Raw genomic sequence first — 25,072 nt, forward strand, 5'->3', positions numbered from 1 at the left:
GTAGTAGTATAAATAAAATAAATGTTTTTCCTGTTTAAGTATTTTCTTTTATTTCAATTAGTTACGCTGCGACAAAACGTATGGCTATTTTTAACACAAAAACCAGTTAAAAAATATTCAATTTTGAATATTTATAACTATTATATAAATATCAATAACTTACGCTGCGACAAAACGTATAGTTATGATTTTAAGCCTATACAAATATCTTTTTTAGCACCAAAAAATAAAAATCGTTCATCAATATAATTATTTATATAAAACAATAACTTATCAGATTATTAAGAATCTAGTTAATTCCTGAAAAATATATATAATCGTATCCAGTACGCATAATCGCAGGTTTGCGACAAAACGTATAGTTATGCGGGAGGTTGCGACAAAACGTATAGTTTTGAGATTTCAGCATAGATTAAGGCTAAAAAATACGCAAAAATTTAATAATTTAGAGCTAAACACCTAATTAATTACTGATTTTTAAGAATAATTTAGCCATTTTTTGTATGCTGTTGATAAGTCTGTGGACTATTTGCGACAAAACGTATAGGTATGTGACAAAACGTATAGTTATAGCGACAAAACGTATAGTTATAGCGACAAAACGTATAGTTATAGCGACAAAACGTATAGTTATAGCGACAAAACGTATAGTTATAGGCTTGTAAACTTATGTTTTACAAAAAGAAATTAAGGCTCCTAAACTGTTCTAAACACTCCTAAACTCTATTTAAACTCTTTTTAAACCCGATTCTAGTTTTTTTAAAAAAGTTTTTAGAAATGTTTAGAAGATTATTAAAGTAATATTTACATGACAAAAAGGGAAGGGATCTAAAAAAAATATGAGCTTTGATATATACAAACTTTTTACAAATGTTTTAAATTATTCATTAAAGTTTTAAAATTTTTTGATATATATTAAAAGCGTTTAAAAATAATTGATGTTTTTGTGTCTTTTACACACAGTTACACTTCAGTTACATTTTTAAATTAATTATATTTTGTAAGAATCCGCACTTCACTTTTAAAAACTAAGGATCTTGCAGAAATGGCTTTAACGATGAATGATTTGAAAACAGTCGATGACTTCAACGCCAATAACTATGGTGTTGAAATTGGTATGAACGAGCAGTTCCAATATTTTGTGACTGTTAAAGTAAATGATGTTGATCACATCATTCATACCGCATCAGGAAAAATTCGATTCACACGGAATTTACCCTTCTTGATTCAAGAGATTTGTTCAATGTGCAGCAATGCCAAAACAATATCTCTAAACTTTGAAGGCAAGTTATTCGTAATGGAAAACTCATCTAAATAGAGTGACTACTTGTGTATAAAAAATTTATTTTAGGTTTAACTTTAGCTAGTGCATCTGCCTTAGTTGCAGCTAAAGATGAAAATTATGGCTGTCGTGCTTTTATGTGCTTTGCTGGCGGTCTTAATGTTTCTGAATGTCAGTCTACAATTAGTGACGTAAAAAAAGATCTGGCTAAAGGTAAAGGCTTTCCTCACTGTTCATTCGTCAGCAGTAATCAAGACGGATCTGTTGGAGGTGGAGAAGGACAACCTAAAATTTCATCTTATACACATAATAAAAGAGTTTATCTGTATGTAGATGACAAGTTAGTCACTACAGTTAAAAAGTCCTAAGTTTTGCAAGAAAAAAGCCTGATTTAATCAGGCTTTTTTTTCTTGTAATTGTTTATAGAAAATTCTTAAAACTTCTTTGACTGCTACACTTTTTCCGTGTTTTTCCCCGCCATAAATATCTTTTAAATATTCTAAGGCTTCCAGTGCTTCAACATCTTCAGGAACATCCATATTGAAATAAACTGAAAGTGGAGTTTTGGTAGTAGGCTTTTTTCTATATCTTTTTCTGCGATCTAATACCTTTCCTTCTGTTTCTGTTTCTGTTTCTGTTCCTAGTTCTTCAGTCATAACTTATCCCATTTAATAAATGTCCACAGGTGGATATTAAGTCCTTTTTAAATAATTTACTACTTATATCGGGTCGCCATTTATGAGAAGTAGCATTGCAATAGTATGTTTTAAGGTGAGGTTATAAGCCTTTTAATAACCTTATACTATGTACTATTTAACTCCCGCTACTAAATCAAAAGGGAGCAGTTTATTTTCTGCGGTCGCCATTTAAAAAGCACAGCTTTTTAAAGCTCACTTGAAAATCAACGGTAATCAGGGAAGGGAAAATTTAACTGATTGCGTCAGTTCGCAAAGTAGACACTTTGCTCTGATATATGTGCTATGGATCCAGATTAGATAGGTAATATAGATGCCTGGATAAACGCTGCAGCTTGCAGCTTTTATCCAAGCATCGAGGTTTTTAGTCATGACTAAAGCAGAATTTAGCTAAAACATTTAAAATTTCTTTAAATTATTTAAAAAAACTTTACCAAGATTACCTAAATTGATGATAATGCACCTTTGTTATGGGTGCTTTAAAAGGTTTTATGGATGACTGATTTTATAAATATTGATCCTGATTTTTCTATTTCAGAGGTGGTGCTAGAGGAATCTAATAAACAAGGATTTATTAAAGAGTTAATTATTAATGAATTTGAGGGTGGATTTTTTATCACAGCAAAACTGGCATGGTCAGGCCAAAAGGTTTGGACTTTAACAACAAGACGAGAAAAAGATAAAGCTAGGATCTTTAAGGATCTGACTAGGCTTAATGATTTCTTGAAAGAAAAAATTTATACAGAAGAAGTAAAAATAATAAGAATCAAGTAAAAAATACAAAATCCCTTTCCAATATGTTATATTTTGGATTGTATTCTTTAAGGCTATAAGACGGTATTTAAGAAAATGGCTATAAGTTTAAATAAATATGGAAATATTTTAAAATTTTTTCTAGTTATTTCATGTGTTTATCTTGTGTGCTTCATGCCACAAGATGCACTGCTTTTAGAAATCCTTGTAGATTTCACTAAATTTCAAGTAGTTGCTTTCTTATATTCATCTTTTCTTTGTGGGCTTTCGAGTTTCCTAAATTTCACAATTTGGAAATAACCCATGAATCTTGTAATCGTTGAATCTCCTAACAAATGTTCAAAAATTGGAAGTTTTTTAGGATCTGATTTTAAAGTTGTGGCCAGTGTTGGCCATGTTCGGGATCTACCAAGAAAAGGCTTAGGTATTGATATAGCCAATGATTTTGCAATGGAATATTCATTTATTCCTGATGCCAAAGTTAATGACAGAACTTTTGACGGTGGCGAAAAACGTATTGAAAAAATAAAAGCCTTTTTGAATAAAGCAAACAAGATTTATTTAGCTACCGATCCAGACAGGGAAGGTGAAGCTATTTCATGGCATTTAAAAGAATGTTTAGGTCTGGAAGATGGTCAATTTGAACGAATAGAATTTAATGAAATTTCAGAAAAAGCTATTAAAGAAGCCATTAATAATGGGCGTGGTTTAGATTATCAGCTTGTATATGCTCAAGAAGCACGTAGGGCTTTAGATCGTCTGGTGGGCTATCTAGTTTCCCCTATTGCATCTAATCTTATGGGTCAGCCTTCATCTGCGGGGCGGGTACAATCTCCTGCTGTTTTAATCGTTGTCCTTAGAGAAATCGAAATCCAGAAATTCAAAGTTACTAACCACTTTGGCGTTAATTTGAGTTTTGATAAAGAGCCTAAAAAATGGATCTCGCAATGGGTTACAACGGAATTTGTAACTGAGGATCAGCCTTATGTTTTAGATCGTTCCTTAGCTGAAGAAGTTGCAAAAACTAAGAAAGTTAAAGTTTTAAACTGCACTGAAAAAACAGAGTATTCAAATGCTCCTTCTCCTTTCTCTACAGCCCTACTTTTACAAGCTGCTAGTGTAGCGTTAGGCTTTAGCCCTCAACAAACAACCAAAGCAGCACAGGCATTATTTGAACAAGGGGCAATTACTTACATTCGGACTGACGGCCTAAACATAGCTGATGAAAGTGTAGAAGAAATCTTTGCTTATGCTAATGAACATCAATTTTCTTTACCTGAAAAGCCTAATAAGTTTAAGGAAAAAGATGGGGCGCAAAACGCCCATGAAGCAATCCGACCTGTTCACATAACTGATAAAGATCTAGGAAAGTCACCAGAACAAAAAGCTTTATATCAATTGATTTGGGAACGTACTATTTCAAGTCAATTGGCCAAAGCTGAATATAAAGCCGTTACTTTGGAATTACTGTCTGAAGATGGAAAATATAAGTTCCATGCTAAAAGCCGTGAGCTAATAAAAAAAGGGTGGATGGTTTTTGGTAAAGACTGCCTGAATGAAGATGAAAACGAGCCTTCAGGCGTGGTGCCGGTCTTAGAAGTTGGTTCTGTAGTTGATGTTGAAAGCGGTGAAGTTATTGCAAAACAAACTAAGCCACCAAAACGCTATACAGAAGCTTCACTAATTAAAAAATTGGAAAGCTGCGGGATTGGTCGCCCTTCTACTTATTCATCAATTATGGCCAATATTCTGAATAAGGGCTTTCTGGAGGTAGAAAAGAAAGTCTTAAAACCAACTAAATTAGGGAATGATCTAATTGGTAGTCTGTTAAAAGCTAAGTTTAGCTTTCTGGATCTGCACTATTCAAAAGAGATGGAGTTGCAGCTAGATAAAATTGCATCTGGTGAAACTTCATATAATTCGGTTGTTTCTGCCTTATACACTCAACTTGCTCAAGAGCTAAGTACAGCTTCAAAACTGACAGCTATAAACGCAATACCTTGTCCAAAGTGTAAAAGCCAGTTAAAAAAATTTAAGAATACTAAAACCAATCAATTTTTTTGGATTTGTAGCAATGAGGACTGTAAGCACTCGATGAATGACGACAAGGGTAAACCAGTCGAAAAAGTTATTCATTCATGCCCTAAATGTAAAACAGGTCGCTTAAATAAATTCCAAAATTCGCAAACTAAAGAATTTTTTTGGATCTGCAATGATCAGGAATGTAAGCACTCGATGGATGACAAGAAAGGTCAGCCAGTAGAGAAAATCAAATATCCTTGCCCTAAATGCTCAACGCCATTATTCAGATCCAAAAAAGAAGGTAAAGATCCGATCTGGTTCTGTCCTAATCGGGAAACAGATTGCAAAGTCTTTTTGCCTGAAGTTAATAAAAAGCCACTTCTTGAAGTCTATTCATGTCCTCAATGTGCCAGTGATTTAAGACGGATCAATGGGGCAAATGGCTATTTTTGGGGGTGTACCAACTATAAAAATGGGTGCTCCGCTACTTATCCAGATCAAAAAGGTAAGCCAAAATTTGAGGTGAAAAAGTAATGATTGATTTCGTAGTTTTGGCACAACAATGTGCGCCACAAGTTGATGTAAATATTGCGTCTGCAATTGTTAAATCTGAATCCTCATTTAATCCTTTTGCGATAGGGGTTAATCGTGCCGCAGGTCTTAAAAAACAGCCGACTAGCTATGAAGAAGCTGTATCTGTGGCCAAAAGATTAATTAGCCAGGGACGAAATATTGATGTTGGTTTTGCTCAAATTAATAGTGCTAATTTCAAAAGATTAAATCTTAGTGTCGAGCAAGTTTTTGATCCCTGCACTAATCTAAGCGCAATGCAATTTATCTTTAATGACTGCCGAAATAGGGCAAAAGGCAAAGATATTTATAAAGCTATGTCTTGCTATAACACTGGCAACCATTCATCAGGATTTAGAAATGGGTATGTAGCGAAAGTATCAAGAAATTTGAATTATTTTGCTAATGGTTCACTCAATACCATGCCTGTAAAATTCAATCCTCCCTCACCTCCTATGAATAGCTCAGAACAGCTTGCATATTTTGCTACTAATGCAGATATGCCTAACTCCAATGGATATACCGAAAATACAGAACTTCAAAGCCTTCCAGTAGTGGAGAAACGACCTTCATTTTTCTTAACTAACGGCACAAATATTAAAGAAAAAGAAAAAAGTTTAAAATCTTCTATGATCTTTTAAGATATTTTCAAAAAGTTTAAAACTTAGTGTAATATATTAAATATACAGTACCAATGAATAATATTTGATTTTCCAAAAATATTGTTCTTGGTACTTAATGCGCTAGGTCTTAATTGCTTCACTTGGAGAAAATAATGAAAGCAAATCAAACGCAAATAACAACGACTAAAACGACTGGTATCAAAGCAAGCGTATTGATGTTGTTCATGACGTTAATCTCAAGCCCTGCTTTTGCTCAAATCTCAAAAGTTAATACGGTTATGGCTAATGTTCAGTCAGTCTTAGCGGGTGTGGCTGTAACTGTATTTACCATCACTATCATGTGGGCTGGCTTTAAATTGGCTTGGCAACAAGCGAAGTGGTCAGACATTTCTAATATCGTTATCGGGGGGATTTTGGTAGGTGGTGCTGCGGGTATCGCTGCTTGGCTGATTAACTAATGTCGAATTTTTCTGATCCAATTTTCAGGGGTTGCACTCGTCCTGCCATGCTTTTTGGCGTTCCAATGTTGCCTTTTTTGTTGGTGACGGGGGTAGCAATTCTTTTAGCGGGTTGGTCTTTTTATCTACTTAGTGCCTATGTGACTTTATTTATAGCAGCTATTTATGTGCCTATTTACTTCTGGATGCGGGCAATAACAAAAGTAGATGACCAACGATTAAAGCAAGTATTGATGCGGTGGCGCATAAGAGGGAAACAGATCCAGAACCATCAAAAATGGGGAGCAATCTCATTTTCGCCACTTAAATTAAAGAAAAGGAAATAACAATATCATGCGTTCAAAACAGCAAGTTAAAGATAGCGCAAATGCTGAAGTCGCAATTTCAGACTATCTGCCGTTTGGTAATCATGTTTCCAACAATGTTATTAAGCTTAAAAATGGTGAATACATTGCTACATGGAAATTAGAAGGCATTTCGTTTGAAACAGTTGAAGCCGATATTATTAGAATCCGTAAAGAAGGATTAAATAATTTTTATCGTGCTTTAGGTGGCGGTCACTTTGCTGTTTGGACGCATAAGATTCGTAGGGGAGTTAATGAACGTCTAAATGGCGTTTATGAAAATGATTTTATTGCTGATTTTAATGAAAGATATTATCAGCAGTTTCAGGGTGAAAAGAATAAACAGATGGCTACTGAATTGTATTTAACAATTCTTTATCGTCCTGAAATTTCCAGATTAACAAAGATTTTTAAGAGTAAAGCTAGTCGTGATCCAGTAGCCCTGAAAAAGCAGATTAAGCGGGATCTGGATATTTTGGATGATGTAGCCAAACAGGTTGAAGCAAGTCTATATCACTACAATCCAGAACGTCTGGCGACCTATACCAAGAAAGGTTTTGTCTACTCCGAAATGTGTAATCTGCTTGGTTTCTTAACTAATGGAGTTTGGGAAGAAATCCCTTTAAGACAAGCTAATCTTGATCAATATATTCCAAGTAGTCGCTTGTTCTTTGGTGACAAAAACGGCTATTTACAGATCAAACATCCTGAAGCGCAAAAATATGTAGGCTTTCTGGATATTCAAGAATTTCCACGTTTATCAGAATCAGGAATGTGCAATTCCATCCTGTATGGAAACTATGAATACATTGAAACTCAAAGTTTCACGGTTTATGGCAAGCGTGATGCTGTAGATAAATTAAAAACAATTAAAGGACAGCTAAATTCTGTAGAGGACGTTTCAGATCAAGAGATTCGTGATATTGATCTGGCTATGAGTGAAGCTAATAGCGGGAATTTCCAGTTAGGCGAATATCACTATACGCTTGCGATTTTTGGTGATTCACCAAATCAAGTTGCTCTGAATGTTTCGAGTGCCAGAACTGCTTTATCAGATGAAGCAGGGTTCAAAATGGCTGTAATTGATACTGTTCCTGAATGTGCATGGTTCTCGCAATTAGCGGGTAACTTTAATATGCGTCCAAGAGAAGCATATCTCACAAGCCTAAATTTTTCTGCTTTAAGCCCTTTTCATAACTTCGCAAGAGGTAAGCGTGACGGCAATCCTTGGGGTGAAGCACTAGCTTTATTTAAAACTCCAAGTGGCCAACCATTTTACTTTAATCATCATGTCAGCCCTGATAAGCAAGATTCTACAGATGACAAGATGCCAGGTAATACGTGTGTCATTGGAACAACTGGTGTGGGGAAAACAACCCTAGTCATGGCCATGATGATGTTTGCTTGTAAGTATAAAAATCTGAAGGGTGTTTTCTTTGATAAAGATAGGGGCGCAGAAATTGGGATTAGACGGATTGGGGGTCAATACTATGCCTTAGAGCGTGGTGTACCAACTGGCTTTAATCCGTTGCAGCTACCACCGACTGAAACAAATATTCAGTTTGTAGAAAAGCTTGTAAAAATTCTGGTAGGTGGCGTTCGTAATGCTGCCGAAGATCTGGAAATCAGTCAGGCTGTTCGTACCATTATGCGTGATGATATGCCGTTAGAACTCCGCAGACTTTCAGCTTTATATATGAATCTGAAAGTAAATGGCGGGGGCGATTCGCTTCAGGATCGTTTAGCTAAGTGGTGTAACACTGCTGATCATGACGGAAATTTATCTTGGGTCTTTGATAATCCATACGATACTCAAGACTTTTCTAAAGCCAAAATGCCAATCTTTGGTTATGACTACACGGAATTTTTAGATGATCCTGAAGTCCGTACACCAATCATGGCTTATCTATTACACATCACAGATTCATTGATTGATGGTAGTCCGTTTATTTACTGGATGGACGAGTTTTGGAAGCCATTAACAGATGAATATTTCAAAGATTTTGCCAAAGATAAGCAGAAAACTATTCGTAAATTGAATGGTCTAGGTGTCTTTATGACGCAATCCCCAAGTGACGTTTTAGATTCTGACATTGGTAAAACAATGGTTGAACAAAGCGTTACTCAAATCTTTTTACCTAATCCTCGTGCTGATTACGATGACTATGTAAACGGCTTTAAGGTCACTCCGCAAGAATTTGAAATTATTAAAGAGCTAGAAGAAAACTCACGCATGTTCTTAGTTAAGCAGGGTAGCCGTTCCGCACTCTGCAAAATGGATCTAGGCGAAATGCGTGACGTTTTACAGATTATTTCAGGCTCTAAGGACAATGTAGAACTTCTCGAAAATCTCATGAATGAAGTTGGTGAAGATCCTAACGATTGGGGCGAACTTTTCTTACAACGGATCGCAGAACGTAAAAAATTAATTTCAGAAAAAGGAGTTGCTTAGTCATGACTAAGTATTTAGCACTATCAAGTTTGTTGGTTATTTCTACTTTAACAACTGCATGTTCAGATGATAAGGGACAGGTTAAGCAGTTAAAAGAAGAAGTGAAGGCTGCACAACAATTAAAACCTCAAGACTTAACTGCTGAGCAGCAAGAAGAACTGAAGCAACGCAAGGCTAGAGCATCCCAAAAGGGCAATATTCTTGATGAATATGATCCTTCTGCACCTCAAAAACCAGTAAAAGCAGAAACCAAAAAAGGCTCTGGAAACATCCTTGATGGATATAACCCAGATTCAAAATAATTAAGGATTTATAGGGGATTGCAATGGCAATTATTACTACATTAGAAACAAAAATTGATTCTCTATTAGCAAGTTACGTGACAGGTGTTAGTAGTAATATCGCTTCTGCAATTGTTCCTATAGCTTTGACTGCTGCAACAATTTATATCCTGATCATTGGCTACAATATTGCGACTGGTGCACAAGAAGATTCTATTTATACCGCTTTATGGAAGTTTTTTAAGATCGCTTTTGTTGGTGGAATTGCTTTAAGTGCTGGAGTCTATCAATCCTTTGTTGTTGAAGCTATTAATGGATTAGCTATCGGTTTAATTCAGATTGTTAGTCCAGGTGGTGAAACTTCATTAGGTGCTTTACTGGATCAAGTGAGCGTTCCGTGGGGTGAATTAATCCAAAAATTAGGTGAGGAAGCTGAATCAGCTTCTGGCGTTTTCCCTGATATTGGTTTGTATTTATCTGCTGCTGTTGTTTCTGTCGCTCAATTCCTATTGTTCTTCATTGGTACTGGCCTATATTTACTGGCAAAAATCAGTCTGCAACTTTGTTTAGGCGTTGGTCCCATATTCATTCTGTGTGCAATGTTCCCAGCTACACAAAAATATTTTGAAAGTTGGCTTTCTCAAACATTGAGCTATGTTTTCACCATAGGCTTTATCACAGCAATTATCAGTATGCTCTTTGCTTTCGTTTCAGGCATGTGTACGCAAATCGCTAATAACTTTGATGCGGGTGACATTCTTACTTCTGTAGTTTCCCTCTGTATTGTTGCGGGAACTATTGTACTGATCATGTGGAACATTCCAACGATGGCTTCAGCCATAACAGGTGGGGCGGGTGTTCAAGGTGTCGGTCGTGCTGTAGCTCAAGCAATTACTAAAGGTCGTGGCGGTAATAATTCAAAATCTGATAGTGCTTCAGCTACTCCTACCACTGGGGGAAGTGTTCAAGGGAATTCTAGCAGCTCTAATAATTCCAATAGCTCGAATACAGGAGGATCTAAGCCGTTATATCAACGACACACTCTCTCTAACCTCAAAAGAAACAAATAGGAATTTTTCTAATGAAAAAACAATTGTTAGCTTTGGGTTTAGGTTCATCTTTGTTTATTAGTGGTCAAGCCAATGCTACAGGTATTCCTGTCATTGACGGTGCTAACCTTGTTCAAGCTGTTCAAAATATGGTGGCTTGGGGTGAGCAATACAATCAGATGGTGAACCAGATCCAACAGGCAAAACAGCAATACGATTCCATTACTGGTATTCGTGGTTTCGGTGATGCTGTCAATAATCCATATCTTAAAGACGTGATTCCAAGTGATGTTGCTGACATTTATAAAGGCATCCAACAAGGCGGTGTCAATGGTATGACTTCAGCAGCTAGAAACATTCGTGATGCCACAATGGTTTATGACTGTGCTTCAAGAACTGGCCAGAACTATAAAGCCTGTCAAGCTGCATTAAATAACAATGCACAAACACAGGCTTTAAATCAGCAAGCGTTAGGCGTTGCGGATCTGCGTACTGAACAGATTGATAATCTGCGTAAACAGATTAATAACACTACTGATGCTAAAGCTATCGCTGAGTTACAGGCTAGGATTCAAACGGAACAGTCACAAGTTGCTAATGATGCAAACCGAATTGCTTTGATGCAGGCGCAAGCGCAAGCTCAAAAAGATGCAGCACAACAGCTTGAAATTGAAGGCCGATTAAAACGTGCTGCCCAAAAAGGCAACATTCTTGACGGCTACTCTGGTAACTAAACTTTTAAAAAAAAGCCCATTTCTTTTGAAATGGGTATTTTTTTTTGCAATTTTTTATAAAACATTGAATTTATAAAACCAAAATATATTATTTTGGTTTAAGATCTTTATATTTTTTGGCATACTTAGAGAAATAACTCTAATAGGGTCTATCGGGTCTATCATGAACAAACTTAAAAAAGTATCTGCGGCTGAAGAAGCTAAAAGCTATGAAAAAGCTATGGATTGGGAAGCAGATCTTATTGCGATGCGGGCTAAGTCAGAACGTAAAGCTTGGACTATTGCAAAAGTAGCGGTGGGCGTGGCCGTCTTAGAAGCCATTGGATTAGTGACATTAGCTCCAATGCGCCAGACTGTTCCTGTTGTTTTCACAGTAGATAAAGCTCAAGGAAATGTTGAATACGTGGGCGTTGTTGATGATCAGCAAGTAAAAGGTAAACAAGAATTAATTGATAAAAATAACATTACTCGTTATGTAACCGCCCGTGAGAGTTATTTCTATCCGTTATTACAGCCAGATTATGATTTAGTCATGACTATGAGTAGTAATCAGGTCGGTAATGACTTTGCTTCACTCTATGAAGGTGATAGTGCAAGAGATAAAAAATACGGCAAAAAATATGAATTAAAAGTTGATGTGATTTCTGTCCAGACTAATCAGGATGAAACAGGTTTTACTGCTAGTGTCCGCTTCACTAAGACTTTGCATTCAGTCGAAGCTAATCGTGATGAACAGCCACAATATTATATTGCAAGTATTCGATATGAATATGCTCCGAACAATCTAAATAAACTGGTAGAAAAAGATCTAATTAAAAATCCATTCGGCTTTAAGGTCGTGGGCTATCGTGTCGATCCTGAACTATCTCCTAACAGACCTGTAGCGCAAGCTGCTGTTGTTGAACCTAGTCAGCAAGTCTATGTTCCGATTCAACAAGGCGGGGCTGCTGTTCAGCCACAAGCTCAACAAGGAATGTAAAGGATCATTACATGAAAAAATTAATTCTTGCTTTGGGTTTGGCGGTGCATGGGATCTCTTATGCAGCAATTACGCCTAAAGCTTTGCCTACCGATTCACGTATTAGAACAATCAATTATGTTCCTAATGATGTTTATCGAATTACTGTCAAAAAAGGCACTGTAACCCGCATTGTATTAGGTGAAGGTGAAAGAATTTTAGAGCGTGGTGCTGCTACTGGATACCCTTCAGACTGTGAAAAGGATGATACCAATTGGTGTATTTTTGCGGATACTGGATCAAATTTAGTATGGGTGAAGCCAAAGGATAAGGCTACTCGGAATAACTTAGAGTTACGCACTAATAAGCGTGACTATAGTTTTGATTTTCAAGTTCTAAATAATGCCAAAGAAAAACCGATGTATCGTGTTGTCTTTAAATACCCACAAGAAGAAGAAGAAAAACGGAAGCAGGAAGAAGCTCAACGCTATAACGCTTATGCAGCACAATTAAAAGAAGAAAGCCAACTTACTGAATTTTTGGTTTTACAGCATCGTTTAGCCAATGCTGCGCCTATCCCTAAAAACTGGAATTATCGTCAAGCTGCAAACAGCAAAGGGAAGCATTTTGTTCCTGAAATGCTATTTGATGACGGTCGTTTTACCTATATGCGATTTAAAGGAAATACTGATATTCCAGTCGTATTTATTGAAGGTACGGAAGGGGAAGAAAAAGTTAATTTCCATATCAGTAAAGAAGATCCAAAACTTTTAATTGTTGAAGCTCTAGCTAAAAAATTTGTTTTACGTCAAGGAAAAGGCGTAGTGAGCATTTTCAATGAATCTTATGATCCTGTCGGTGTTGCTCCTCAAGATGGCACTACTGTAGAGGGTGTTAAACGTGTCATTACTGGGGATATGAACTAATGAATATTAATGATCAAAAACCATTAGATGATCAACAAGCTCCTGATGAAGAATTTAACGAATCAGAAAATGGCATTGTGTCTGTCAATGAACGTGGGGATCAGGAAGATGGAAAAGGTAAAAAAATAGCGTTTATTGCAGTTATGGCGGTACTTTTTACTGTTATAGCGGTCTTTGCCTATAACTTCTTTTCAGATAGTAGTGATGCTGAAGAAGCAGCCCAATTAAAAGAAAATCAGATAGATCCAAGCCTAGATGCTTCAGCTAAAAGAAGAGATTTTACTAATACTGATCCTATGCCAATGGATGCGGGTCAAAATGCTCAATTTCAAAGCCTAGATGCCTGTCAGGATCAAAGTATTCCTAGACAGCTAACAGACAATAATGGCAATGCTTTAACTTATAACGGCATGTTGGTTTTTCAATGCCAAAATGGTCAGCAGATTTTAAGACAGCCTGAAGCTGCGCCAGTAGTTGAACAGCAAGCAGCAAATCAACAACCTGTAGTAATTCAGCCACAGCCACAGCCACAACAACAAGCTCAATATGTACCTTTAAATAATGGAAGCCGTTACGGTGGCGGGATCTTTGTTAATCCTTCACAACAAGGCGGGGCGGTTGGCCAGCCGTCAAGCATGAATCATCAAGCAGCTTATAACCAAGTAACAGGCATGATGAAACAGTTTGAACAGGATCAGAATAGTAATAGCCGTTCTGGTAATTTCTCTGGATCTGGTTTGATGTCTTTAGCGCATGATGATGAACCTATGCAGCAGCATCAGCCACAACAAGCTACAACTAACACGGCTAGTCATTCCTCTAATAAAGTCCAGGCTAGGTTTATTGGGGATCGAAATTACTTAATTGCTAAAGGTCGTGTAATCCGTTGCAACCTGTCAGTTAAAGTCGTTTCAGAAATTGGCGGTATGGCTTCATGTGTCCTTCCACAACCTGTTTATTCTGATAATGGTCGTGTAGTCCTTGCTGAAGCGGGATCTGAAGTCATTGGAGAATACAAAAGTATTGCAGCACAAGGTCAAAGACGTTTAGGTATCATCTGGTCACGCTTAAAAACTCCGCATGGTGTTATTGTCGATATTGATTCTCCCGCAGCAGACCATTTAGGAACAGGTGGTTTAAGTGGTCGAGTAGATAACCGTTGGGGCGCACGTATCGGTGCGGCGTTTATGCTTTCTTTAGTTCAAGACGCTATTGCTTACGGTATTTCTAAAGAAACAGGCGGGAACAATAGCACTCCTTATATGCTTCAAAACACTTCAGACATGGGTAAATCAATGGCTGAAACAGTGTTGAATGAAACAATCAATATCAAGCCAACAATTTATAAAAATCAGGGTGATGTAGCTTCAATTTACGTGGCAAAAGATATTGATTTCAGAGGTGTGTATGAACTCCGCGCAAAATAATGTTTTAAGCAAGGATGTAATGGTTAGACAGCTATTACTTCCATTAGAAAAATTCTTAAAAACTAAAGGGGTGACTGAAATTGCAATTAACGCACCTAACGAAGTTTGGACGGAATCTAATAAAGGATGGGAAAAGCATTCTATAAATCTGGAAATGGCGCAAATAACAGCTTTAGCTAATGTTATTGCTACCTATACCAATCAACGGATTGGCCAAGAAAACCCTATATTATCTGCTCAATTGCCTGATGGAGAGCGTATTCAGATTGTTCTACCGCCAGCCATTGAAAATGGAACGGTATCAATGACAATCCGTATTCCTGACGAGTCAAACCGATCATTTCAGGAATATAAAGATCAAGGCTTTTTTGACCACTTCAGATATGGGAAATCTAAAGAGTTTGAGCATTTTAAACCTGTATTACGTACTGAAGATATTAAGCTAGTCCAGTTTTTAGAAAACAAAGATCTTGAGGGATTTTTTAAATTCGCTGTTCAATGTAAGAAAAATATTGCAGTTGTTGGTGATACTGGTTCGGGTAAAACCACTTTCATGAAGGCAATTTGTCAGTACATTCCTAAAGATGAACGTCTTGTCACTATTGAAGATGTACGTGAACTTTTTGTTCCACATGAAAACAAGGTTCACCTACTTTATTCTAAAGGTGGTCAAGGTAAAGCTAAGGTAACTCCATCTGATCTGATCGCTAGTAATATGCGTATGAAGCCAGACCGTGTATTACTTGCTGAATTACGTGGTGGAGAAGCTTTTGACTTTCTGAAACTGCTTACAACTGGTCACAGTGGATCTATTACAAGTTATCACGCTGAAAGCTGTTCACTAGCTTATGATCGCTACGTCTTTATGTGCAAAGAACATGAACAAGCAAATATCTACGATGCCACTACACTAAAGGAATTAGTTGCTTTAACCATTGATATTATTGTTCATGTTGAAGTGAAGAAAAAATACGATGATGAAAGTAATTTAATAGGTAAAGAACGCTTTATTTCTGAAATCAAATTTGATCCTGTTTCTAAAGTTAAGGCTCAATTTGGTGATGCTGAAATTATTGTAGGGGATAGGGCGTGAATAAAAAAATCCTGATCCTACTCCTTGCAATTTTTCTAGCGGTCGTTGGTTTCTTTATTACTAAATATCTGGCCGGTGTTCTTTATTACTTAGCTAATAAGACCAATCCATTTCCTGAAGTGAATCTGACAACGTGGGGGTATTATTGGGATTTATATGCACACAATGTACCTGCACAAAAGAAAAAGCTGCAAGGTGCCTTGATCGCTGCACTATTTATCACTTTTATTCTCCCTGCTTTAGTCATTGCTAGTCTGTTTAATAAAAAACAGTCGTTACACGGTGATGCCAGATTTGCCACAACAAAAGAAATTCAGAAATCTGGATTGATGGGAAATAAGGGAATTTTAGTAGGGAAATATCATAATAAATATTTAATGCTTGGCGGTCAGCAATTTGTACTTCTGGCTGCTCCGACGCGAAGCGGTAAAGGTGTAGCGATTGTTATTCCTAACCTTCTAAACTATTCGGATAGTGTAGTTGTACTGGATTTGAAGCTTGAAAACTTCCTATTAACTTCTAAATTTCGTGCTAAGAATGGCCAGAAAGTTTATCTATTCAGCCCATTTTCTGAAGATCTAAAATCTCACAAATGGAATCCATTTGATACCGTTAGTCATGACGAAAATTTTAGAGTAGGTGAAATTCTTGCTATTGGCCGAAGTTTCTACCCTGTGACTGGTGATGCTAAAACCGACTTCTGGAATGACAATGCTAATAACTTATTTCTTGGCCTAGCCCTATATCTATTTGAAACTGAAGATCTGCCTGTAACTATGGGCGAGGTTTTAAGACAGAGTTCAGGTAAAGGTAAGCCAATTCAGGATCATATTAGATCTATTATTGATGAAAGAGCGCAAAGTGATAAACCGCTTAGTGATACTTGCCTAGATGCTTTAAACCGTTTTTTAAGTTCACCAGACAATACGCTCGGTAACATCATTTCTACTTTTACCTCACCTTTAACGATTTTTGCGAACCCGATTGTGGACGCTGCAACTTCATCAAGTGACTTTAAACTTGAAGATGTACGCAGACAAAGAATGTCTATTTATTTTGGTGTTCAACCTAACCGCTTAGGGGATGCTAAGAACTTAATTAATCTGTTTTATTCACTCTTAATTGATGTGAATCTAAAAACACTGCCACAACAAGATTCATCTTTGAAATACCAGTGCCTAGTCGTGAATGATGAAGCAACGGCTGTCGGTAAAGTAGCGAAAATTGCAGACGCTAACTCATTTATTGCGGGTTATAACATTCGTTTATTAACAATTATTCAGTCTATTGGTCAGTTAGAGGACGTTTATAAAACTCAAACTAGGGGGCTTGTAACTAACCATGCTTTGCAGATCGTTTACCCGCCTAGAGAACAACGAGATGCTAATGAATATAGTGAAATGCTTGGCTATTTCACTTTTAAAGCAAAATCTAAAGGCCAAAGCCGTTCTATGGCATGGGGGCAAGGTGGCTCTAATTCAGAAAATGAATCAGATCAAAGACGAGCTTTAATGCTCCCTCAAGAGTTAAAAGAATTGTCACAAGATAAAGAAATTATCTTTATGGAAAATACAAAACCTATCATGTGTGAAAAGGCTAAGTATTTTAATGACAGTGCTTTTGTGGATCGCCTAAAGTCCGTTTCTCCTAGCATGAAAGCAATTAAAGGTTTTCCAACTCACAAGCAATTAGAAAAAATTGCCTTTGAGGATCTGGAACTTTCAATTCCTATTCCTGATTTAGACGTAAAGCTGCATAAGGCAAAAATTGAAAAACGTATAACTGAAATTACTACAGTAGAACAGGCTGAACAGATAGATATTTCTAGCTTAGTTATCCCTGAATTTAAGTTAGATAAAACAGTTTTTGAAGATCCTGAAAATCCACAACCTGAAGAATGTCTACAAGTGATCGATCAATTCTTTGGGGCTGTTGAATGGGAAGAAGATACTGAAGCGCAAAATATTGTCGATGACTTCTTTAGCCAGGTGGAAGCTAGTGCTGAAAATCCAATAGAAAACCTAATTGCAGTAGATGAACCAGAACAAGTGGAAAATCTAGTTGTAGTCGATGAATCAGATCCTCTGGCCATGATTGCAGAAATAGAAAACCTAATTGCAGTAGATGAACCAGAACAAACGGAAAATCTGATTGCAGTAGATGAACCAGAACAAGCGGAAAATCTAGTTGCAGCCGATGAATCAGATCCTCTTGCCATGATTGCAGAAATGGAAAATCTGGTTGCAGTCAATGAACCAGAACAAGTGGAAAATCTAGTTGCAGTCGATGAAGGTCAAAACGGATCTATAGAAAATTCAGATATTGATGACGTTTATCAGGCGTTTTCAGACCAAGTTAATTCTAAATAAGGAAACTATCATGAAAAAAATCTCTCTTACATTAATCAGCCTTGCCCTATCTTTTTCAGTTGTGGGCTGTACTTCAAATAAAGCCGTGACCAGTCCTAATGGCTTTTCATCTAAAGCGGTTAATCAGCCCGACACTGTAAAAAACTATATGCAAAGCATAGCTGTATATCAGCAAAATAAAGATTTAAGCACTGAAACTGAAAGACAAATTGCACTTCTAACAGACAAATATATTCAAACCAAAATGATTATTGACGAAGCAGCACGTCGCCAAAATATTTCTAATCAATAAGGACTTGATCATGACTGAAGCAAACAAGGTCGATAAACCTAGTTTTAATAAAGAACAAACAGGCCATACCAAACTTGGCCAGACGTTTGAAACAAATCAAGCTGAAGTCAATTCGATTGAAAAAGCTGAAAATATAGATATTTCAAAAAGCACAAAAGGTATTAATCAAGATCCTGAAGAAACTAAGGTAACTGATACCAAAAAGCTAAAAGCTGATGACAGTAAAGAATCGAGTGAAGAAGGCATACCTAAAGCATTGCTCAATAAATATTATGTGGTAGATGACAAATATCACTTTAAAGGTAATCCTGAAAAAGTAGCTTTTGAAGATTCTGGAAAAGCTTTAAAAACCACAATTGATGATAAACATATTGCTGCTTCAATGGTGGAGGTAGCAAAAGCTAAAAAATGGGAAACAATACTGGTTAAAGGCTCTGAAGAATTTAAACGGAATGTATGGCTTGAAGCTTCAATGAAGGGCATGACAGTAAAGGGTTATGAACCTCGTGATATTGATCTAGCCTTGCTCAATGATATGAAAAAAGAACAAGGTAAAGAGGTAGTTCACAATACTATTGAAAAGGGTAATGAACGCCAGAAAGAGAAGCCTTTAAATGAGAAGGAAAAAGTAGATACAGCACAGGAACGGAAGGAAAAAATTAATAACCTGTCAGAACAGGAAAAAGCTTTACTGACAGTTTTTGATAAAAAGATGAAAGCTGACGGTTTCACAGAAAAGCAGCGTACAGCCAGTATAGACGTTGCGGTTGAACAGCTTAATCAGAAAAAAATGCACGTTGGAAAATTAGTAGATCATGGTGCAGCACCTTATAAGCATGATCCTAAAAATAACAGCAGCTACTACGCCACTATTGAAAATAGTAAAGGTGAAAAAAATACAATCTGGGCGAAGGATCTGGAACGTACTTTGAAAGAGCAAAATATCATTAAGAATGATGATATTGTCCTGTCCTATAAAGGGTCTAACAAAGTCGAAGTGAATACTAAAGAAATTGATCCTAAAACTGGACTGCCAACAGGTACAATAGCTCAAACATTGGCAAATAAAGGGAAGTGGGAAGCTCAAAGCTTGAGTAAATTGAAAGAAACAACTGAAAAAGCTTTAACCAAAAATGATAAAACTAAGCTTCAGATTCAACATAATGCCGACATTCAAAATCAGAAATTTCATAAGCCAAAATTAACGGCTTATGATGCCAATGCTCCAAAACAACAGCCAGTACAGCAGCCACAAGTTAAAATTCAAGAGAGAAATAAAAATAGAGATATATCCCGATAATCTTGGCCACGAAAACACCCATTAAGGGTGTTTTTTATATCCCGCTACTAGGGCAAATAGGAGCAGTTTATTTTCTGCGGTCGCCATTTAAAAAGCACAGCTTTTTAAAGCTCACTTGAAAATCAACGGTAATCAGGGAAGGGACAATTTAACTGATTGCGTCAGTTCGCAAAGTAGACACTTTGCTCTGATATATCTGCTATGGATCCAGATTAGATAGGTAATATAGATGCCTGGATATACGCTGCAGCTTGCAGCATTTATCCAAGCATCGGGATTAGACGTTTTAGAGATTATGGACCAGACAATAATATTGGCAGTCCATAATCTACTAAAACCAATAGAAGGTTAAACTTGGGATATTGCTTGTATTGTCCACCTGTGGACTATATAATCAAATTTAATCTGATTAAGGACGGTAAAGAATGACAAATGCAGATTTTAAACTGCTAGTTGAATCATTGGGATTTTACAACCCTGAAGCGATACGCGATTATTTCAAAGCTATAGGCTTTAATGAATCTATTAACGTCCGACCAATCCAATATTGGTTAAATGGTAAAAGTGTAGCTCTCAATATGCCGATTCCAGATGATGTGGTTGAGCATTTTAAGCAGCTTGAACAAATGAAAATTGAGTTATCAGGCCAAGAGAAATTTAAGAAAAATTGCTTTCTTTACAAAGATAAATATCTAATGTGGGAAAAATTCCCTGAGCTAGAAGGGCTACCTAGTACGTACCTTAATCAACTCATGGTTCTGGTGAATATGCTACATGGTTATAGGGAAATGCAGTATTGCACAAGCTACTAGGAATCATAGAATGAAAAATCAGGATCTTTCTATTGTCGAGCGGCTTTGTTGCACAAACCTATCTGTAAAGGGTTTTTCAGCGATATAATTTTCAAATGAAGAAGCCTACACACAAAATCTACCGCACAACCAATTGGCCCGCATATAACCGAGCACTCATGAATCGCGGAAATATTGCCATTTGGTTTGATCCTGCTACGCAATGGTATGCTCCATCAAAAGGCAAACAAGGGCGAAATCAAACCTACTCCGACTTAGCTATCCAATGCTGCTTAATGATTAAATCCTTATTCCGTCTATCTTTACGTATGGTCACTGGCTTTGTGCAAAGTCTGATTGAACTTTGCGGATTAAATTGGACCGCACCAGATTACAGTACGCTTTGTAGAAGACAAAAGCATATTGATATTGCAATCAGCTACCAAAAAAGTAGCGATGGGCTGCATCTACTCGTAGACTCTACAGGCATGAAGTTTCTAGGTGAGGGCGAATGGAAACGCAAGAAACATGGAGCTGAACATCGTCGCCAATGGCGTAAACTACATATTGGTATAGATGCCAAAACCCTACAAATACGCGCTATTCAGCTCACAACCAATAATGTCAGTGATTCACAGGTGCTTGGTGATTTACTTAATCAGATTCCACAAGATGAGCAGATTAACTGTGTTTATACCGATGGAGCTTACGACACCAAGCAATGCCGTCAGGTCATTGCAGATCGGCAAGCACATGCGGTGATTCCACCTAGAAAAAATGCGAAACCATGGAAAGATACAAAGAGTAGCTCGCTAGAGCGAAATGAATTACTTCGAACAGTTAAACGTTTAGGCAGGACATTATGGAAAAAATGGTCAGGCTATCATCGCCGCAGTTTGGTGGAAACCAAGATGCATTGCATCAAATTATTAGGAGATAAATTAATGGCAAGAAGCTTTCCTAGTCAGGTGAATGAAATTCATGCACGTGTAGCAGTCCTCAACAGATTTACGGAATTAGGTCGACCACTTACCCAAATTACGCCTTAAATTTGGCTCAATTAGGGGCGCTTTGCATTTCAAATCTTTGTGCAACAAAGCCATTCTGATATATAAAAACAAAAAAAATGTGTTTTTAAGTTACCATGATTATTTAGCATGGGTGAGATTTCTAAGAATTTCAGAAATGATAGACACTCTTGTTCAGTAACCCAATTCATCACGCTATCCTTAAAAACATTTCAACATCTTATCAGGGCTTAATTTACTGACTATTCCATTGTATTTCAAATAAAAAATCAATGTAACTTAAAATTTGTCAACGGTTACCGTCTTTTCACTGGATAACTACGAAGAAATTAATTCACTATCTGTATCTTTAGAGTATACCCTAAAGTTACAATCTGAAAGTTCATGAAATTATGTATCATTTAAATGATTTTTAATCATAAATAACATGTAACTTTAGTATTAAAGATTTATAATTTACGAAATTGTTCATTTTTATCCAATTGGGGCGTGAAAAATTGAAAGGCCAAAAAGTAGGGTATATCCGGGTAAGTTCTGTCGAGCAAAACACTGGACGTCAACTTGAGGGAATTGAAGTCGACCGGATTTTTGTTGACCGTGCTTCAGGTAAAAATACTGACCGACCTAAATTTCAGGAAATGTTGAACTATGTCCGGGAAGGGGACAGGGTGATTGTACATTCCATGGATCGTTTTGCGCGAAGCCTGAAAGATTTGGTCACTGAAGTAGATAAACTGGTCAAACGAGGGATTGCCATCCAGTTTGTAAAAGAAAATATTACTTTTACGGCCGAATCCACCCCGATGGATAATTTGATGCTGCAATTGATGGGTGCTTTTGCACAGTTCGAACGTGAGATCATTTTAGAGCGGCAAAAGGAAGGAATAAAACTCGCCTCTGCTCAGGGGAAGTACAAAGGTCGGGTGCATAAACTAAAGCCTGACCAAGCTGAAGCTTTACGACAAGCATGGAGGGAAGGGAAGTATCCATCAAAAATGGCATTAGGAAAAGCTTTTGGGATTAGTCGTCAGGCGGTATACCGATATTTACAAGTTAGTGAATAGCTTATTGGGATTGGCAACTAAATTTAGTTTAACTTATAAAAATCATGAAACATTGTTCGAATTTTAAGCGTGGAACATAAATAATCAATAAAAAGCCGCTCTGGTACCCTATGCCCCACAACGGCTTGATCTAATATACTGAAATTTAATGATAAATATCAAGTATTTCGTATAAGGTGTATTATGTTAATTTTAGGAAAATTTTATGATCTTTATGAAAGTAACATAATAAAATAAGCCTTAAATCATCACTATAAAACTTAGGCTCATACCGAATTTTTAATACTTTGTTTAGAAAGCTAGATAAAGCTGATACATTAAAAATGATATTATAAAAAAGATGGTGCCAGTAATGAAAATTAAACATCCCATTTTAAAATTGGTCCTAAGCTGCCTTGGCTTAACTTCAACATGCGTAATAGCCTCTCCTGTATTTCCAAATAACAATAAAGTCCAAACGTCTAATATCTCCAGCAAAACGCCAGGAACAATTTTATCTATACAAGAAGAGAATACCGGTCTATTTACGAATGCTTCACAGCGGTTCTTAATCACTTATCGTAGTCGCGGAGTACAGTCTGAACCAATTGTCACTTCAGGATATCTTTTACTGCCTAAAGCTAAAGTTCCTCAAGGAGGTTGGCCTGTCCTTGTTTGGGCTCATGGCACAACTGGTGTAGCAGATACTTGTGCCCCTTCCGGAGATTATGCCGGTGGCCCAGTCCATGTCTATCAACAAATTGCTGCGAAAGCACTAAATGCCTGGCTAGCCCGTGGATATGCAGTTGTCGCACCTGATTATCAGGGGTTAGGTACTCCAGGTGGACATCCATATATGAATGCACAAAGTCAGCTGCACACTGTCGTGGATGCTGTCCGGGCCACCCATCATTTACAACCCTATAAGTTTAGTAAAAACTGGTATGTAATGGGGCATAGCCAAGGCGGTGCAGCATCTCTGAAGGTTGCAGCGGACGGTCAGAAAGACGCACCTGAATTTAATCTGCGTGGAGCAATAGCACTCGCACCAGGTGGGTATCAATATGAGGGAATTGCTGAATATGTTGCCAGTAATCCGCAAATCACTACCGATGTTGCCGCATTTTTTCCAATCGTGCTTCTGGGAGCAGAAGCAGCAGATCCTGGCCTTGCTCCAGCAAATTTAGTTAGTCCGGACATGGGGGTAATTCTTAATTCTGCACGTAATCGCTGTTTGTCAGAATTACAATCTGATCTCAAGGCAGCACCTAAAACAGTCTTTAAACCGAATGTAGATTTGACACATTTGACAAATTATTTAAAAAAACAGTCAATTGAGAATATGACACCTAGTGTGCCGCTGCTAATTGTACAAGGTGATAAAGACCAGCTTGTAGATTACCGTGGTACTTATGCTTACTATCAGCAAGTATGTAAGAATCAAAAACCTATTGCCTTTCACCCAGTCAAGAATGGAGATCATCGTGACTCTTTAAGACAAAGTGAATTCCTGATTGGAAGCTTTATCAATTCAGTTGAACAAGGGAAAACTATCAATACCTGCAATTCAAAATGATACGGTAGGCTTAGGATTTTGAACTCAAAATAAAGCTATACAGTAGAAGATTAAAATATTTCGAGTTTTAATATATAAATGGAAATAAATCAAAATGATGCCGCAAAGTTTATTATCCCTGACGAATAAAGTAGCACTTGTAACAGGCGGTGCAGCAGGTATTGGGAAAGCCAGCGCTCTCATTCTTGCTCAAGCAGGCTCGGACGTTATGATTGCCGATTTAAATTTAGACGCAGCTAAACATACAGCTGAAGAAATCAAGAAGTTGACTGGACGCAACATAGAATATGTTGCATGCAATATTCTGCAAGATGATCAATTGGTCAATGCAGTGAATAAAACAATCGAAACCTTTGGTCACATTCACATCTTAGTGAACAATGCTGGTGGTGGTGGCGGTGGCCGTGAATCTCCTGATCAAATTAGCGTAGATACTATAGAACGTGATTTTCAGCTTAATGTGTTTGCTGCTTGGCGATTGTGTCAACTCGTCGCACCGCATATGAATAAAGCTGGTGACGGCTCAATCATAAATATCAGCTCTATGAGTTCAATTAACAAAAGCCCTGCTATGAGCGGATATGCATCATCAAAAGCAGCGTTAAATCATATGGTCGCTAATTTGGCACATGATTTTGGTCCGAATATACGTATTAATGCTGTAGGACCTGGAGCGATTCGTACCGCAGCATTAGAAAAAGTACTGAAGCCTGAGATTGAAAAAACAATGCTCTCCCATACACCATTACAACGATTAGGTGAACCGGAAGATATTGCGAGAGCTGTGCTATTCTTTGCCTCACCTATTTCATCATGGATTTCTGGACAAACCTTATTTGTAAATGGTGGTGGTGTACAAACACTTGATTAAAGAGTGGCTGTCTAAAACCTAAAACTCTTATAATTTTAATCTCTGTACACGACAAAAATAGATAACTCATTGAAATAATGTCACAATAATTGTTTTCTAACGACGAATACTATGACACATCTCAATGAGTTATAT

At 37.1% G+C, this 25,072-nt stretch carries 24 protein-coding genes; 23 read left to right on the forward strand and 1 reads right to left on the reverse strand.

Translation table 11 applies throughout. The features are described from left to right. Nucleotides 1-1,045: 1,045 nt before the first annotated feature. Together ACG9ZB_RS14210 and ACG9ZB_RS14215 are read left to right on the forward strand one after the other, a co-directional pair. Nucleotides 1,046-1,318: a hypothetical protein gene (locus tag ACG9ZB_RS14210; RefSeq protein ID WP_034129462.1), complete on the forward strand. Its 273-nt coding sequence runs from the start codon at nucleotides 1,046-1,048 to the stop codon at nucleotides 1,316-1,318. 11 nt (nucleotides 1,319-1,329) lie between these two features. Further along, nucleotides 1,330-1,650, forward strand: coding sequence for a hypothetical protein (locus ACG9ZB_RS14215; RefSeq protein ID WP_005248735.1), 321 nt, complete (start codon nucleotides 1,330-1,332; stop codon nucleotides 1,648-1,650). A 27-nt stretch (nucleotides 1,651-1,677) separates the two neighbouring features. Here ACG9ZB_RS14215 and ACG9ZB_RS14220 read toward each other — a convergent pair whose 3' ends face one another. Then, nucleotides 1,678-1,938, reverse strand: a complete 261-nt coding sequence (locus tag ACG9ZB_RS14220) for a hypothetical protein (protein WP_034686387.1) — start codon at nucleotides 1,936-1,938, stop codon at nucleotides 1,678-1,680. A 534-nt stretch (nucleotides 1,939-2,472) separates the two neighbouring features. On the opposite strand from ACG9ZB_RS14220, the gene ACG9ZB_RS14225 reads away from it, so the two are divergent. The 21 genes from ACG9ZB_RS14225 (at nucleotide 2,473) to ACG9ZB_RS14325 (ending at nucleotide 24,937) form a co-directional block, all read left to right on the forward strand. Continuing rightward, nucleotides 2,473-2,751 carry a hypothetical protein gene (locus ACG9ZB_RS14225; RefSeq protein ID WP_005248732.1) on the forward strand — a complete coding sequence of 93 codons (279 nt, stop codon included), beginning with the start codon at nucleotides 2,473-2,475 and terminating at the stop codon, nucleotides 2,749-2,751. A 282-nt stretch (nucleotides 2,752-3,033) separates the two neighbouring features. Continuing rightward, nucleotides 3,034-5,286, forward strand: coding sequence for a type I DNA topoisomerase (gene topA / locus ACG9ZB_RS14230; protein ID WP_068550237.1), 2,253 nt, complete (start codon nucleotides 3,034-3,036; stop codon nucleotides 5,284-5,286). Continuing rightward, nucleotides 5,286-5,963, forward strand: a complete 678-nt coding sequence (locus ACG9ZB_RS14235) for a lytic transglycosylase domain-containing protein (protein ID WP_068550239.1) — start codon at nucleotides 5,286-5,288, stop codon at nucleotides 5,961-5,963. The genes topA and ACG9ZB_RS14235 overlap by 1 nt, the downstream gene beginning before the upstream one ends. A gap of 134 nt (nucleotides 5,964-6,097) precedes the next feature. Continuing rightward, on the forward strand, nucleotides 6,098-6,403 hold the full coding sequence (locus ACG9ZB_RS14240; protein WP_004644768.1) for a TrbC/VirB2 family protein: 306 nt from the start codon (nucleotides 6,098-6,100) through the stop codon (nucleotides 6,401-6,403). Next, nucleotides 6,403-6,729, forward strand: a complete 327-nt coding sequence (locus ACG9ZB_RS14245; RefSeq protein WP_005407440.1) for a type IV secretion system protein VirB3 — start codon at nucleotides 6,403-6,405, stop codon at nucleotides 6,727-6,729. The genes ACG9ZB_RS14240 and ACG9ZB_RS14245 overlap by 1 nt, the downstream gene beginning before the upstream one ends. A 7-nt stretch (nucleotides 6,730-6,736) precedes the next feature. Beyond that, nucleotides 6,737-9,199 carry a VirB4 family type IV secretion/conjugal transfer ATPase gene (locus ACG9ZB_RS14250; RefSeq protein WP_005248723.1) on the forward strand — a complete coding sequence of 821 codons (2,463 nt, stop codon included), beginning with the start codon at nucleotides 6,737-6,739 and terminating at the stop codon, nucleotides 9,197-9,199. A 2-nt stretch (nucleotides 9,200-9,201) separates the two neighbouring features. Next, nucleotides 9,202-9,501: a hypothetical protein gene (locus ACG9ZB_RS14255; RefSeq protein WP_419326415.1), complete on the forward strand. Its 300-nt coding sequence runs from the start codon at nucleotides 9,202-9,204 to the stop codon at nucleotides 9,499-9,501. A 23-nt stretch (nucleotides 9,502-9,524) separates the two neighbouring features. Beyond that, nucleotides 9,525-10,550 (forward strand): type IV secretion system protein, encoded by a 1,026-nt coding sequence (locus tag ACG9ZB_RS14260; RefSeq protein ID WP_419326417.1) that lies wholly within the window; start codon nucleotides 9,525-9,527, stop codon nucleotides 10,548-10,550. Between the two features lie 11 nt (nucleotides 10,551-10,561). Beyond that, on the forward strand, nucleotides 10,562-11,263 hold the full coding sequence (virB5, locus tag ACG9ZB_RS14265) for a P-type DNA transfer protein VirB5 (RefSeq protein ID WP_111818452.1): 702 nt from the start codon (nucleotides 10,562-10,564) through the stop codon (nucleotides 11,261-11,263). Nucleotides 11,264-11,426: 163 nt separating this feature from the next. Beyond that, on the forward strand, nucleotides 11,427-12,242 hold the full coding sequence (locus ACG9ZB_RS14270) for a virB8 family protein (protein WP_004644763.1): 816 nt from the start codon (nucleotides 11,427-11,429) through the stop codon (nucleotides 12,240-12,242). 11 nt (nucleotides 12,243-12,253) lie between these two features. Continuing rightward, on the forward strand, nucleotides 12,254-13,147 hold the full coding sequence (locus tag ACG9ZB_RS14275) for a TrbG/VirB9 family P-type conjugative transfer protein (protein WP_026444408.1): 894 nt from the start codon (nucleotides 12,254-12,256) through the stop codon (nucleotides 13,145-13,147). Beyond that, nucleotides 13,147-14,574 (forward strand): type IV secretion system protein VirB10, encoded by a 1,428-nt coding sequence (gene virB10, locus ACG9ZB_RS14280; protein ID WP_419326419.1) that lies wholly within the window; start codon nucleotides 13,147-13,149, stop codon nucleotides 14,572-14,574. The genes ACG9ZB_RS14275 and virB10 overlap by 1 nt, the downstream gene beginning before the upstream one ends. Beyond that, nucleotides 14,555-15,667 (forward strand): P-type DNA transfer ATPase VirB11, encoded by a 1,113-nt coding sequence (gene virB11 / locus ACG9ZB_RS14285; protein WP_419326421.1) that lies wholly within the window; start codon nucleotides 14,555-14,557, stop codon nucleotides 15,665-15,667. The genes virB10 and virB11 overlap by 20 nt, the downstream gene beginning before the upstream one ends. After that, complete coding sequence (locus ACG9ZB_RS14290; RefSeq protein WP_419326423.1) at nucleotides 15,664-18,036, forward strand: type IV secretory system conjugative DNA transfer family protein; 2,373 nt, start codon at nucleotides 15,664-15,666, stop codon at nucleotides 18,034-18,036. The genes virB11 and ACG9ZB_RS14290 overlap by 4 nt, the downstream gene beginning before the upstream one ends. 10 nt (nucleotides 18,037-18,046) lie before the next feature. Beyond that, nucleotides 18,047-18,328 carry a hypothetical protein gene (locus ACG9ZB_RS14295; protein WP_005248700.1) on the forward strand — a complete coding sequence of 94 codons (282 nt, stop codon included), beginning with the start codon at nucleotides 18,047-18,049 and terminating at the stop codon, nucleotides 18,326-18,328. Between the two features lie 10 nt (nucleotides 18,329-18,338). Beyond that, nucleotides 18,339-19,628, forward strand: coding sequence for an LPD7 domain-containing protein (locus ACG9ZB_RS14300; RefSeq protein WP_419326425.1), 1,290 nt, complete (start codon nucleotides 18,339-18,341; stop codon nucleotides 19,626-19,628). 425 nt (nucleotides 19,629-20,053) lie between these two features. After that, the gene (locus ACG9ZB_RS14305; RefSeq protein WP_005248689.1) at nucleotides 20,054-20,440 is read left to right on the forward strand and encodes a hypothetical protein; all 387 of its coding nucleotides are present in this window, start codon (nucleotides 20,054-20,056) and stop codon (nucleotides 20,438-20,440) included. A gap of 95 nt (nucleotides 20,441-20,535) precedes the next feature. Then, nucleotides 20,536-21,468, forward strand: a complete 933-nt coding sequence (locus ACG9ZB_RS14310; RefSeq protein WP_419326427.1) for an IS5 family transposase — start codon at nucleotides 20,536-20,538, stop codon at nucleotides 21,466-21,468. 476 nt (nucleotides 21,469-21,944) lie between these two features. Then, nucleotides 21,945-22,511, forward strand: a complete 567-nt coding sequence (locus ACG9ZB_RS14315) for a recombinase family protein (RefSeq protein ID WP_004282172.1) — start codon at nucleotides 21,945-21,947, stop codon at nucleotides 22,509-22,511. A gap of 340 nt (nucleotides 22,512-22,851) precedes the next feature. Continuing rightward, complete coding sequence (locus ACG9ZB_RS14320; RefSeq protein WP_410553244.1) at nucleotides 22,852-24,066, forward strand: alpha/beta hydrolase family protein; 1,215 nt, start codon at nucleotides 22,852-22,854, stop codon at nucleotides 24,064-24,066. 97 nt (nucleotides 24,067-24,163) lie between these two features. Further along, nucleotides 24,164-24,937 carry a glucose 1-dehydrogenase gene (locus tag ACG9ZB_RS14325; RefSeq protein ID WP_225554389.1) on the forward strand — a complete coding sequence of 258 codons (774 nt, stop codon included), beginning with the start codon at nucleotides 24,164-24,166 and terminating at the stop codon, nucleotides 24,935-24,937. Nucleotides 24,938-25,072: the final 135 nt, after the last annotated feature.

The sequence above is a fragment of the Acinetobacter johnsonii genome (assembly GCF_048551975.1).
GTDB classification, from domain to species: domain Bacteria; phylum Pseudomonadota; class Gammaproteobacteria; order Pseudomonadales; family Moraxellaceae; genus Acinetobacter; species Acinetobacter johnsonii_A.